At 56.1% G+C, this 13,565-nt stretch carries 6 protein-coding genes and 1 pseudogene; 6 read left to right on the forward strand and 1 reads right to left on the reverse strand.

Going from position 1 to position 13,565, the window contains the following annotated elements:
* Window positions 1-222 precede the first annotated feature (222 nt).
* The 6 genes from HMPREF2879_RS01690 (at window position 223) to HMPREF2879_RS01715 (ending at window position 13,122) form a co-directional block, all read left to right on the forward strand.
* Window positions 223-753, forward strand: coding sequence for a hypothetical protein (locus tag HMPREF2879_RS01690; protein WP_049360568.1), 531 nt, complete (start codon window positions 223-225; stop codon window positions 751-753).
* A 27-nt stretch (window positions 754-780) separates the two neighbouring features.
* Window positions 781-1,683 (forward strand): hypothetical protein, encoded by a 903-nt coding sequence (locus HMPREF2879_RS01695; protein ID WP_070634677.1) that lies wholly within the window; start codon window positions 781-783, stop codon window positions 1,681-1,683.
* A gap of 341 nt (window positions 1,684-2,024) precedes the next feature.
* Complete coding sequence (locus HMPREF2879_RS01700) at window positions 2,025-5,048, forward strand: hypothetical protein (protein ID WP_049360565.1); 3,024 nt, start codon at window positions 2,025-2,027, stop codon at window positions 5,046-5,048.
* Window positions 5,049-5,197: 149 nt separating this feature from the next.
* Entirely contained in the window at window positions 5,198-6,475 is a 1,278-nt protein-coding gene (locus HMPREF2879_RS01705; protein ID WP_246822886.1) for a type 1 periplasmic-binding domain-containing protein, read from the forward strand.
* Window positions 6,476-6,591: 116 nt separating this feature from the next.
* Complete coding sequence (locus HMPREF2879_RS01710; protein ID WP_070634679.1) at window positions 6,592-10,980, forward strand: FtsK/SpoIIIE domain-containing protein; 4,389 nt, start codon at window positions 6,592-6,594, stop codon at window positions 10,978-10,980.
* Between the two features lie 117 nt (window positions 10,981-11,097).
* A complete protein-coding gene (locus HMPREF2879_RS01715) occupies window positions 11,098-13,122 on the forward strand; it encodes a serine/threonine-protein kinase (RefSeq protein WP_070634680.1) in 2,025 nt (674 codons plus the stop codon).
* Window positions 13,123-13,212: 90 nt separating this feature from the next.
* Here the strand turns inward: HMPREF2879_RS01715 and HMPREF2879_RS01720 are convergent.
* Window positions 13,213-13,565, reverse strand: a pseudogene (locus tag HMPREF2879_RS01720) (ECF transporter S component); the annotation flags it as partial.

The raw sequence follows: 13,565 nt of genomic DNA on the forward strand, positions 1-13,565 counted from the left end.
AATGGTCGCCCAGTCTTCACCCGAGCCTTGCACCCAGTTAACCTTCTGGTCAGATACCGTGCGATAGGCTAAGGATGTGCCCGCCACCTCGCCGTAGCGAGCACGATTCACCAACCACTACCGCACAAGGACGTACATACTATGAGCGCTGTTTTTGAGACAACCCCACTTTGAAGAAATCACAGAGCAACAGCCCGCAGCCCAGAAAGAAGGTGAAGAGCAGTGAAAAAGAACTCCCCGAGGAAAAAGAACGTTTCAAAGAAAAGGAACATCTCGAAGAAAAAGAGTTACCCAGAGGCAAATTACATTACCGAAACTGGGGCTATAAAAAAGACCCGCAAAAAGAGATACACCAAGAAAAAGAAGAATAAAATCGACTTCAAAGAGTATCTTCGCAAAAAAGCAAAAGCTGCGTGGGATGCACGCGACGTCATCATATTCGTGGCAGTCATGCTAGGGTTCCTTGCGTCCTTACATCTTATGACCAGCTACAACCCGGGCAATGAATCCGCTATCTGTACTGTCACCTCAGTCGAAATCATTGAGCACGAAGACCCATACTCAATCTCCGGTGAATTCGAGACGGAAGAGTGCGGAATCATCACAACATGGAACGCCCCTGATGGTATCCCCATCCGCAAATACCTCCAGAACTTTGAGACGGGCAAGAAGTATAGGGCGTACAAGTCCTTCCATACCCGCAACGATGAATTCGACTTCAGCGTCCTCCGCTTTGAAGAGATCAAAGAGTAACCCCACCCCCGCAGAAAGGATCCCACCATGGACGATATCGGCGACTTTATCATCGGCTTTTTTGAGGTGGCCCTCGCATCCTCAACAACCCTACAGCGAGTATTTCTGTGGATTCTGTTCTCTGCATCCGTTCTTCTCACGCTCGTCCCCGTCATGACGGGTGAATACGCGTGGAGCATCATCCCCATCTCGATAATGCTGTTTTCCGTCGTGACGATTGACGGCACTCGTGAGCAGTGCGTGAAAAACACCAAGAACGGCGGCGCGTACCACTACTTTCTGCTGACGGTGGGCACGCTCTGCGTTGCCGCGATTGTTCTGCTCGCTGCTCTCTCCCTGGCGGGTGTCCCGCAGGTTGCCCTCACCCCGCAGGCGGGCGGCATCAATTTCGCGCCCTGGTATGTGGCGGTGTCCGCGCTGGTTCTTCTGCTGTTCTTCTACAACGCCGCGGCGCCGAACGAGGAGATCCCTAACCTGCGACGCATGGAGCGCATCAACCGGTACGTACGCCTGGTGGTGCTGGGTGTGAGTGCCCTGATGGCGCTCTTCTGCCTGCTGATTCCGGTGGTTTCGTTCGCTACTGCCGGTTATGAGCCTGTGGGTGTTTCGGTGGTGCTGTGCCTGGTGCCGGTCTTCCTGATTTTTGTGCGCCGTACCCTGTTCAAGCTGTGGGCGTCGACCTTTGAAGAGGGCACTGCCGGGTATGGTGTGTTGCGTGGCTTCTGCGTAGCCCTGGTGGGTTTGGGTGGATGTTTGGCGGCGGCCCGTCTTGCCGCTGATGTTGTGCAGTCCGGTAGCGGGTTGTCGCTGGTGTATGTGGTGCCGGTGATCGCCTCGTACCTGCTGGCGAAGAGGTACCTGACCGTGGGTGTTGCTATCCCCGAGAAGGAAGACGAGGAAGACCCGGAGGCTGAACCTGCAGCCAGCTAAACCGTGGAGCACCGTATAGAGAAAGCCCCACGGGTTGAGAGATGACCTCAGCCGCAGGGTTTTTCTATGTCGAACAGAGTTCGGTAAGTGCACTAGGTTGAAACGAAATGAAAAATACCTTTAACTATCACCTCAAGGTTGAATTGAATATCCTGATGAGGCACCGACTAGGAGGAAAAAATATCAACCTTCCCATATTGGACTGATAAAGTGGTACGGGGCTTTTTCTCTTTCCGGCTTTGCCCCTGACCCTATCCACTCAGGTGGGCACTATACAGTGGCGTTTCAGACTTGTCACTGTTATGTGTCTGCACGGTATATAACTCAACGAAAAGATCATCATGACCAACCACACCACAGCGCGTCAGCGTCTACTCCGCTTCCCTTTGATTTTGGGTGTCACGACGGCACTTATTTTCTCTTCTTGCTCCACGGGCACGAACAATAACAGTGCCCCTTCCGATAAGGGTACTGTTACTTCTCAGAGTCCCCGCCAGGTAGAGAACGCTACCAATGTTCTGCAGAACGTGAATATTCAGATGGGTCGTGATGGCGAGGTTTCGTCGATTGAGTCGACCAACATTTACGTCAATGACAAGGATCGTACGAGCTCCTCGAGCAATGTGCAGTTCAAGCCGAAGGACGTCGTTAATGACCTTCCTGTGCGTGTGAGCCTGCAGTATTCTACTGAGCGCGGTAGCGGCACTAACCTGAATGATTTGAACGGCTACAGCGGCGAAATCACGATTAAGGTTACGGTTGAGAACCTGACGGTGAAGACCGAGGATGTCACCTATGATGCGTCCGGTACTAGCCGTACTAGCCCTGCACCGGTTGGTACTCCGTTCTCTATTGCTGCTTCTACTGTTCTTTCGGGTTCTCCTACTCAGGTTATTACGACCCCTGATGCTGCTGATTCGTCGACGAATGGTGTGGTGAGCACCAATGATGAAGGTAAGGCTGTTGTTCAGTGGGGTGCTATTTCGGCGCCTCCGGTGACTGGTAGTTCCTCTTCTTTTGTGTTGAAGGTCAAGGCGAAGGATTTTAGTGCGCCTACCTTCAACATTTCGGTGCAGCCTGGTTTTGCTTCTGATTTGTCTGGCGCGGGAATCATTACTAACGGTTTCACCTCTCAGGATGCGTCTCAGGTGGCGCTTCTGCAGCGCACTATTGATACCGTCAACGAGGTTAATACGACGCTGACTAGCGCTAGTTCGCAGGTTGCTCAGGTGCGTCAGAGCCTGGATGATACGTCTGCGACCTTGGGTAAGGACACTGCCGAGCATCTGAAGACTCAGAATGAATCGTTGACGAAGACTATGCAGGGTCTGCAGGCGAATATTGAGAGCCTGCAGAAGGATCTTTCTGAGGCTTCGCGTACTAATAATTCTCAGCTGATTTCTCAGTTGGAGCGTACTGTTGCTGCTCTTCACTCGATGCTGGGTGATACGACGGCTCGCCCCAATGTGTCTGTTTCACATAGCGGCGGTCGTTGTGTTGTGCATCGTGAGGAGGGTGCGAGTAGCCGTAGCGTGTACGGTAATTTGGTTCAGCTGTCTGCGGTCCTGAATGCGTATGCGGAGGCAAGTTCGGACTGCCAGCAGGATCTTACGGCTTCGATTCGTGAGATTGTCGGCCCGGAACACCCGACCGCTGAGACTTGTTCTTCTAACGGTTCGGTGACCTGCGCCCTGTTCGGTGCGTCGGTGACGGTGCAGAGCTCTCTGATTGCACTGGTTGCTACCGGTGAGAAGATTGTGGATCACCTGCAGCCGGAGTACTTAAAGGGTGCAAACAACAACTATTCGGCGTTGAAGCGTCAGATGGATGAGCTTGTTGAGCAGGTGGAGAAGGACCCGTCTTCTCTTGATGCTGATGCTGTGCGTTCTTTGAGTGAGAAGGTTAGTGCGGCTCGTCAGAGTGTGAATCAGATGAAGGAAACGTCGAGCCGTCTGATTGAGAGCATCAAGAACGTTCATTCTCGTGCGGCTTCTGCTCGTGCGGAGCTGGTGGACGGTTCTGGTTCTATGAGCGCTCAGAATAAGGAACTGGCGGAGCAGCTTTGTGCTCTGTCTACTGAGCGTGGCGGTTCTCTGTCTGCTGAGCAGGTGGAGCATCTGCGTGGATACCTGACGGCTTCTTCTTGTGGTGGCGCGGCTTCGCCGTCTGCTTCCCCGTCTTCTGAGGCTCCGTCTGAGGCTCCTAGCCCTGCACCGTCTGAGTCTGCTTCTGTGGCTCCTTCTGAGGAGCCGTCGAAGAAGGTTGAGGCTCCTTCCGCTGCTCCCTCTTCTGAGGCGCCTTCCGCCGAGCCTACTGCCACGGAAGGTAATACTCGCGTCATTACGGTGGAGAACGCGAACGAGCGTACCTACACTTCGAACACCCCGGCAGCACGTACTCCGATGGAGCAGCGTATTGCTGCCGCGGTAGCTGCGTGGGATGAGGTTCTTGCCGCTACTTCGATGGATGACCCCAAGGAGGGTCTGGCTCGCGACGCCAAGGACCTTAACGATGCTGTGAACGCGGTAGATGGTGCCCTGGGCGAGATTGAGAAGACCCTGAACGATGCCGCAAACGCGCAGAACCAGGACGCGGAGAAGAAGGAAGAGCCTACTGAGGAGGCTAAGGTTTCTCTGCGTGATCGTATCCATTCAGCTTCGGATGCTGTCAATGCTTTGGGTAAGAACCTGGAGGATATGACGAACATGCAGGCTGACCTCTCCACCGCTATTAAGGAAGCGTTCAAGGAGTCTGCCAATGAGACTCGCGAGAGCCTGACGAGCATGATTAGCGAGGAGATTCGTAAGGTTTCGAGCGATGGTTCTTCTAGCGCTTCGGCTGCTAAGGAGGCGTTCTCCGCTTCGATTGCTGGCATTACTGATACCGCGAATACTGTGGTTCAGGTGGCTGGTGAGTCTATCGAGGTTCAGCACAAGGATATGAATGATCGTATTGAGGGCCTGCGTCAGTCTCTGGATTCGGTGACTGAGCGTTCTCTGGTTGCTCTGAGCACCCGCGCTGAGAACGCTACCCGAGATTTGGCTGGTGCATCCGTTCAGCTGAATAACGACCTGTCGAAGCTCATGCTCGATTTGGGCGATAGCAACGCTGAGGGCGCTGGCCTCTTGGGTGCGCTCAAGAGCAATAGCGCGAAGGCTGGTGCGGCTGATTACCAGCTTGCTTTGGCGATGCAGAATGCTCAGGGTTACACGAACCTCCGTTCTGAGGATATTGCTGCTCTGCAGAAGCGTCAGGCGCAGTTCAAGGCGTCGCTGCAGCGTCTGCGTTCGCTGCCGACCTTCCATCTGTCGAATGCTGGCAGTGCAGAGGTGAAGACGGTGTACACCTTCCAGATTGGTGATTAGCCGTGGGGTTTTCCCCTCATTTGGGCTCTGATTCAGGTCCTCACCGCCGCGAGGGCAGGCGGCTCACTCAGCGCACCGTGGTGTGGTGTGTCAGTCTGTGTGTGCTGTTTAGCCTTGCGGTGGTGGGGATCTGGTATGGCGTGCGCGCTGTGACTCCTCAGCCTTTGCCGCTTGGCACGGGTACGAACCCTGCGTCTGCGGTGACGGTTCAGCAGGCTATTTCTCTTCCTGCGTCTGGTCGTGAGCCTGTTATTGGTGTTGTTACTACTTTTGGTGATGATGCTGAGGGGTCTGCGTGGCGTCTGAATGCTCAGGGTGCTCGTGTTGCGCAGTACCGTCTGGCTTTGGGTAAGTCTTCTGTGAAGGTTCTTTATGCGAACGATAAAGGAACGGAGCAGGGTGCCCGTGAGGCGGTAGAGAAGCTCTCTTCTGAGGGTGCTTTGGGTATTGTGCTTGCTTCTCGGGGTGAGCATCTTCGGGGTGCTACGGCTGCTGCTAAGGAACGCAATGTTGCGGTGATTGAGGCGTATGACCGGGTAGATGCTGGCGATGGGGTATGGAGTTTTGCTCTGGATCCTGAGCAGGAGAAGCAGGTCTATACGACTGCTATTCGTTCGCTCGCCGGTGCATCCAGCACGGGTTCTTCGCAGCAGCTTGATGGTGTGCGCACCATCCTGCTGGATGCGGGCGAGGGCTCTGCACCGGACCTTCCCTATACGAACCGCGTTCAGGTTTCTGCTGATGAAGACAGCATGAAAGACACTCTCAAGGAGCTGACGCGCCTTCTGGGGGACAAGTCTTCGGGCTCTTCTCCTGTTCTGGTTTTGACGGGTTCAGCGTCGACTCAGGCAAAGGTGCTTCGTTCTCTTCAGAGGGCGGGTATTACTTCTCCGGTGATTGCGGGTGAGGAAGCTTTGACGGAGCCTTTTATGCGTCTTCTTCTGGAGAACGGTGGTTCTTTGACTGACAATATTCGCGTTGTGGGGCGTGTGCAGGCACGTGCTGCGGCGTTGAGTGCTGATGATGCCGGTCGTGCTTCTTCGGCGTTTGTCTCGACGGTTGAGCGTATGAAGAACGATTCTTCGCTCAAGGATTTGTCAGACGAACAGTCGTTCTCGAAATCGGCAGTGTGGGCGGATGCTCCCTCCCATAACGCGCTCTTGGCTTTTGCGTATGCCACGAGCCAGGTTCGTGAATACACTCCCGAGGCGGTTCGACGGGTTCTAGGAACCCTTCGTTTGGACGCTAAAGATTCTACGGTCGCGTATCCGTTGGATTTTTCGTCTTCTTACGCCGCGGGCGGGCAGGTGGGTCTTCTTTACCCGACCGCGGAAGCTTCGATGATTCAGGGCGGGTCTTCCTCGACGGATGCGGTGAATCCGCCGGTGTGGATGCTTCGCACGTTCACCTCAGAATCTCGCGACTAGCCTTTCCACACGGAGCCTACTGTACAGAGTCAGCCCATCACACCCCGGCTTTCGGGTATTACTTCTAGTCCGTCCACCAGCGGGGCTCACGATTTATCTATTTTGGAGAACACCTTATGCGCTTTTTCCTTGAACTTGAAGAGCATAACGGGAGCTATGAACTAGACTCCTGGCAGCCTGAGACGACCATCGCTGATCTCATCCAGGCGACCGGTGGCCCCTCCCTGCCCGCCGACGAGCCGCTGTACTGCGATAACCGCCCGGTGACGGCATCCTCCACCCTGGCGGAGGTCAAGCCGATGGAGGGTATGCGCATCTCTAGAGCACCGCTCTCCTACCCTTCCCTGGTGCAGGGCTGGAGCGTCTGCTTGAGCGGCGGTTCGACGGTTACCCTGCCGCACCCTATCCCTTCTTCGCGTCCTCTGGTGGCGGGTCGTTCCCCGTACGCCGACATTGTGCTGCCCACGGCGAGCGCATCGTGGGAGCATCTGCACCTGCAGGTGGTGCATGATGAGTCGACAAACACTCAGAAGGTGCGCATCACTGACCCGGGTTCTACGAACGGTAGTTTTGTGGACGGTCAGAAAATCCCCGAGGAGGGTCTGACTGTTTCTGAGAGCACCACCATCCATGTTGGTGATTGTGTGCTGACTCTGCAGCCTGCGCCTCAGGAGAAGGCAGCGCCTCGCCCCGGTAGCGCCCCGAATGTGAGCGCGTCGGGTACTGCACCGTTTAACCGTCCGCCGCGTCAGGGTGCGTTGAGCGCCCCGGAGAAGGTGGAGGCACCTACCCGCAAGAACGTTTCTGACCCGCCAAAGTTCAATATCGCTATGGCGGTGGGTCCGATTATCATGGCGGCGGCAATGGTCGCCATTATGCAGGAGATTCGTTACGCCCTTTTCGCGATGCTCAGCCCCATTCTGAGTATTGGCATGTGGGTGGAGCAGAAACGTCGTCACGCTAAGGATAAGGTGAAGGAGCGTGTGCGTTTTGAGCAGGAAATGGAGAAGTTCAAGGAACGTATCGCTCTGAGTAACCGTGAGGAAATTGAGCGTCTTCACGACCTTGCCCCGGCACCGGATGCCGTTCAGCTGCGGGCGCTTCTTCCTGCAATGACGCTGTGGCGTCGCCGGAGCACCAGCCCTGACCTGTTGACTTTCCATGTGGGTACTGGGCATATTCATTGGGCTCCTGAGCTGACGAAGCCGAGCAATCCTGAACCTGAGGTTCAGCATATTCTTGAGCACAATACCCTGTGGGATGCCCCGCTGGTTGCTGACCTGCGTGAGGGCGGCGCTATCGGTATTGTGGGGCCGCGTGAGCAGTCTCTTGCCCTGGCGCGTAGCCTGGTGCTGCAGGCGGCGACCCACACGGGTCCTGCTGATATGACGATTGCGGTCTGCGCTGATTCGGCGCGCTCGCAAGACTGGGTGTGGACGTCGTGGCTTCCGCATATGCATATGGCGCAGAACCAGCAGATGCGTTGGTTTGCTTCTGGTAAGGAGCAGTCGGATCAGATGCTGCGCTCTCTTTACAACGACATTGAGTCTCTTCCGACCCGCGGCCTGTGCGTGGTCGTTGATTCGGATACCCTCACTGAGGGCCGTGAGTCGCCGGCACGCGACCTTTTGGCGTACGGCGATGAAGTGCGTCTGATGGCGAATAAGACTGCTGCTGCGGGTGCTCGCCGTGTTGCCGGTATTGTGTTGGCTTCTTCTGTTGACCGTCTTCCTGCGTCGTGTACTTCGGTCGTGGAGATTGGTGAGGAGGCTTCTATGACCTATTCGGAGCCTCGCCGCCGTTACACGGTCACTGACGGTGTGCTCGCCGGTGTGAGCGCTGAGGATGCTCTTCATGTGGCGCGTACTTTGGCGCATCATGAGGACCCTGAGCGTCTGCTGTTGGGTGGCGGTTTGCCGCAGCTGGTGAAGCTGCCTGAGCTGGTTGGTTTGCCGACACCTCCGGGTGCTGAGGATATTGAGACGTTTTGGTCGCAGGCTAATGGTTTCAGTACTGAGATTGGTGTGGGCGACTCTGGCGCGTTCACGCTGGACTTGGTGAAGGACGGTCCTCACGGTCTGGTGGGTGGTACCACTGGTTCGGGTAAGAGTGAGTTTTTGCGTTCGTTGGTGGCGGGTTTGGCTGCTCACCATGATCCGAGCCGTTTGAACTTTATTCTGGTTGACTTTAAGGGTGGTGCGGCGTTTAAGACGTGTGAGCGTCTGCCGCATACGATTGGTACTTTGAGCAACTTGGATGCTCAGTTGGCTCACCGCGCTATTGAGTCGTTGGAGGCGGAGATGGACCGTCGTCAGCGCCTGTTTGCGGCTGCTGGCGAGGGTGTGGACAACATTAAGGATTATTTGGCGACGAACCCGCCGGAGCCGATGCCTCGCTTGCTGCTGGTGATTGACGAGTTTGCGATGCTGGCGAAGGACTTCCCAGATGTCCTGTCGTCGCTGGTGAGCATTGGTGCGGTGGGTCGTACCCTGGGTGTTCACATGATTTTGGCGACTCAGCGTCCCGCCGGCGTGGTGAATGATGACATTCTGGCGAATACGAACTTGCGTGTGGCGTTGCGTGTGCAGAGCCGTGAGGATTCTTCGAACGTGATTGGTGTTCCGGATGCTTCGGAGATTTCGCGTTCGCAGATGGGTCGCGCCTATGTGAAGCTGGGCCAGAATGATATTTCGCCGGTGCAGACTGCCCTGGTGACGGGTCAGAGTGGCACTGAGGTGGTGACTTCTCTGGAGGTTCGCGCGACCGATAGTATCGGTATTCCTCGTTCGGAGCGTGCGCGCCCGAAGGTGTCGTCGAGTGATGCGAATGACCTGGATCTGCTGATTGATGCTGTTGTGGCGGCTCATGCGGCTCGTGGTGCGGTTGCTCCTCGTAAGGTGTGGCCTGAGCCGTTGGGTTCGTATGTTGATTTGGCTGATTTTGGTGTTCGCGGCTTCCCCGACCCGGATCTTCCCACTGTGGGTGGTGTCCGGGACGGTGTTCTGATGTGTACTTTGGGTGATGAGCCTGAGCTGCAGCGTCAGGTGCCTATGGGCTGGAATATTGAGATGAGCAACCTGCTGTTGGTGGGTGTTGCCGGTAGTGGTACGACTACGACGATTCAGTCTGTGGTGCTGGGTTTGGCTCAGCATTATTCACCGGAGGACATCGATATTGTTCTGGTGGATATGGGCGCTGATGGCTTGTTGCCGTTGGGTTCTTTGCCGCATGTTGTTTCTGCTGTGGGTACCGGTCAGGGCGCTAGGGAACGTCAGGCTCGTTTCTTGCGTTTTGTGAAGTCGGAGCTTGATGCTCGCCGTGCTGACGCGTCACGCCGTAAGCCTCTTTTCATTGTTTTGGATGGTTTTGCGACGCTGCGTGATGAGTTCTCTGATGCTGTGAGCATGGATTTGTTGGCGAATTTTTACCGCGTGTATGCGGATGGTCCTGCTGTTGGTATTCACTGCGTGGTGTCGACGAGCCGCGCGAAGAATATCCCGTCGCAGATTCTTGATGCTTCTTTGCAGACGTGGTTCTTCCAGCTGAGCGATGTCCACGATTATTCCTCGCATGGTATTCGCGGCACGAATGTTCCGGCTGCGGTTCCCGGCCGTTGTGTTGACCCGAAGCGTCTGCGTCAGATGCAGGTGGCTACTCCCGCTGTTGGTGTGGAGGAGGCTATCTCAATGATTCGTGAGCGCTTCCCGCAGGCTCCCGCTAAGCGTGATGTGATTGGTCAGCTGCCGACGTGGGTTTCGTGGGAGAGCATGCCTGCTGCTGAGTTTTCTCCGAGCCTGTGGCGTATTCCTGTGGGTATTGCTGAGGCTACGTTGGAGGCGTGTGCTTTCGAGCTGTACGAGGGTGAGCACGCCATGGTTGCGGGTAATCCGCGTTCGGGTAAGTCTTCTCTGCTGGTTGCGTTTGCTCGTCTGGTTTCTCGGGCGAGGGCTGCGGCGGAGCAGGCGGTATCTGCCGCGTTGGCGTCTGGTGACGCTACCGCGGCGGAGAACGCACGCATGGATGCCGCTGAGGTTCCGGAGGTTTGGGCTGTCTTCGATCAGCGTTCCGGCCTGGTGAATGCGCCGGAGGGCGTTTTTGACCGGGTGTTTGAGAGCAAGAACGCTTCTGCTCAGGTGCAGGCGGCTTTGCAGGATGCCGCGGGCCCGGTGCTGTTGCTGATTGATGACGGTGACCGTGTGGATGACCCGATGAACGTTTTTGATGCGATTGTGAAGGGTGACTTCCCGGACGTTCACATTATTGCTACGGGTAAGCCGACTGATTTGCGTCCTTTGTATAGCCATTGGACGAAGGCTATTCGCAAGTTCCGCACTGGTGCTGTGGTTCAGCCGAATGTTGATACGGATATGGACATGTTCGGTTCTATTCCGAGGCGCGCCCCGGTTCAGCTGAGCGTTGGTCGTGGCTACGCGTTCCTTGCCGGGTCGCCGGTTCTGGTGCAGCTGATGAGCCCTGAGGATTCTCAGCACCGTGGCGGGCTGTAGGGCTTGTCTGGCGTGTGGTGAGGTATGGTGTAACTTTACCGGCTATTTTGCTGTAGGGGTCGCCCCGTCTGGGGAGTCTTCCTGCTTGTTGTGAAGTTGATGTTAAGGAGTTAGCCCGTGACTGTACCTGCTGGTTCGCCGCAGTACTCCGGCTCGGAGCGTCGTGATGCTCATCCTGTCCCGCAGGTTGCTGGTCAGCCTGCGGGGGGTCTGGTTGCGGGCGCTCCCCTTGGCTCTTCGTATCGTTTGGTGCGCCGGGTGGGTTCTGGCGCGGTCGGTGAGGTGTGGGCTGCTACGATGAGCGGCTCGTGGGCTCTGTATGCGGCGAAGGTTTTGCGTCCGGAGCTTGCGGAGAACCCTGTGGTTCTTGAATCTTTTGTGCGTGAGCGTTCGGTGTTGTTGGCGCTGTCGCATCCTCATATTGTGCCGTTGACGGACATGGTTGTTGAGGGTGGCGTGCTAGCTCTGGTGATGGAGTTTCAGCATGGCGGTTCGTTGCGTCAGAAGCTGGATTCTGAGGGTCCGCTGCCGGTTCGTTTGGCGTTGAGTCTGATGGTGCAGGTTCTGAATGCGGTGGAGTTTGCTCACCGTCAGGGCGTGATGCACCTGGATATTAAGCCGGAGAATGTTCTGCTGAGCGGTGTTTTGGGGGAGTCTCTGGATCAGCAGGTTCGTGTGGCTGATTTCGGTATTGCTTCTTTTACTGGCTCTGCGGGTTCGGGGGCTTCTCGTTCGTTTTCTGGTACTCCGGGGTATATGGCTCCGGAGCGTTCTGCGCATGGTGTGGCTACTCCGGCGGTTGATGTTTATGCGTGCGCGGTGACTCTTCATGAGTTGTTGGTGGCGGCGCGTCCTCTTCCGGCGCGTGGTGGTGCGGTGCAGGTGTCGCCGCAGATTCCGGCTGAGGTTGCTGAGGTTCTTCACAGGATGTTGGCGGAGAACCCGGTTCAGCGTCCTGGGGCGGCTGAGGCTGCCGCTAAGTTGCGTCTTTTGGCTGAGGGTTTCGCGGCTGATGCGGTGCTTCCTCGGTGGGTTGAGGTGTCTTCGGGTGCTGTGGGCTATACGCCTACGGTGGTTCATGGTGCTGAGCCTGCGGTTTCTGCGGTGCCTGGACAGAATGTTACGGAGCTGTATGGTGCGGGCATGCCGTCGCTGGGTCAGGCGCAGAATGAGACGGTTATTCGGGCTCCTTTTGTGGTGGAGCAGCCGGTATATGTTCCTGATGAGGTTGTTGAGGAAGAGGAGCCTGCCCGTTCGCCGTTGCGCCGCCCGCTGGTGTGGGGCGCTATTTTGGGTTCTTTGATTCTTGTGGGTGTGCTCGCTTTTGTGGGTTTGAGCGGCGGTAAGGGTTCGTCTAAGACGGCTGAGTCGTGGTCTGCTTCGAGCCGTAGTTCGGCGTCTTTGCCGAGTGGTTTGGGTACCCGTATTGAGGGTACGTATAACCCGCGGGATAAGAGTGCCCGCCTAACTTTTGAGTTTTCCTCGCAGAAGTCGGCTCTTCGGGGCGATATTTTGCAGGTGCTTCCCGGTATTGAGGGTGGTTCGTGTGCTTCGGTGACGTGGGATGCCGGCCAGGCGTCTTCTGGTGTGGCGAAGAATCAGTCGAGTGTGACTGCGGTGGATGTTCCGTGTTCGTGGAATCTGTCTGGGGTGAGTATCCCGGCTAATGGTGTGGTGCAGGTTCGGGCGAATGTGTCTGCTGAGTTTAAGGATTCGCGTGCTTTTGAGGAGTGGGTGAACCGTATTGATTCTGAGACGGCGAAGGCTATTTCTGATCGGGAGGTTCGTTCGACGGCGTACCCGATTCAGCGTTTGCGTTCGATTGAGTTGCGGGTTCCTTCTCGTGTGGTGAATCAGAGTGTTTTGCCGGTAACGGTGGTTCCGGTGTGGCCCAGTGGTGCGGATGAGTTGAACCCGTTGATGGTTTTGCCGCGTACGGGTGAGTTTTCGACACTGGTTCAGGCGATTTCTCCGGATGCGCAGATGATTAGTTTTTCGGATGGTTGTTCGGGGCATGTGTTGGTGTCTGAGGATCAGCGGGTGGTAACGGCACTGTCGGTGACGTCTAAGTGCCGTGTGAATGCGCAGATTGGTAATTTCACGAACTTGTCCAGTAGCGACTTCGCGATTATCACCCGCTAACGGTGACGCTCAGATGAGCTACTGCTGACATGCAGAAAGCCCTTGGGTTGAGAGATAGGCTCTCAGCCCAAGGGCTTGTGCAGTAAGAACTTATTGTTCTTCACGAGCCTGCTGGCGTTCCAGCCTACGCGCCTCATTACGAGCAGCCCGGCGGCGGCGCTTCTGACGCTCACTCTTCGTCTGACCAACGATGTACTTCGTTTCGCACAAGTCATAAAACTGGGCATAAATATCTTGCGAAGAGCCGTACATCCCGACCACACTCATCACGTCCAGGCCGTCTTCTTCCGCCCAGTGCCCGTGATCGTCACGGTACAGCACCTGCGCCATAAGAATCGTCGCATCGAACTGATACGGGTCAAAACTACAAGTGCGCTTACCCATTTCGGTACTGCCGATGCGCAGGAATCCGTTCTTGCCGTTGTTCTCCACATGGGCAAACG

Origin of the sequence: Rothia sp. HMSC069C04, from assembly GCF_001812895.1 — a bacterium.
Lineage (GTDB): Bacteria > Actinomycetota > Actinomycetes > Actinomycetales > Micrococcaceae > Rothia.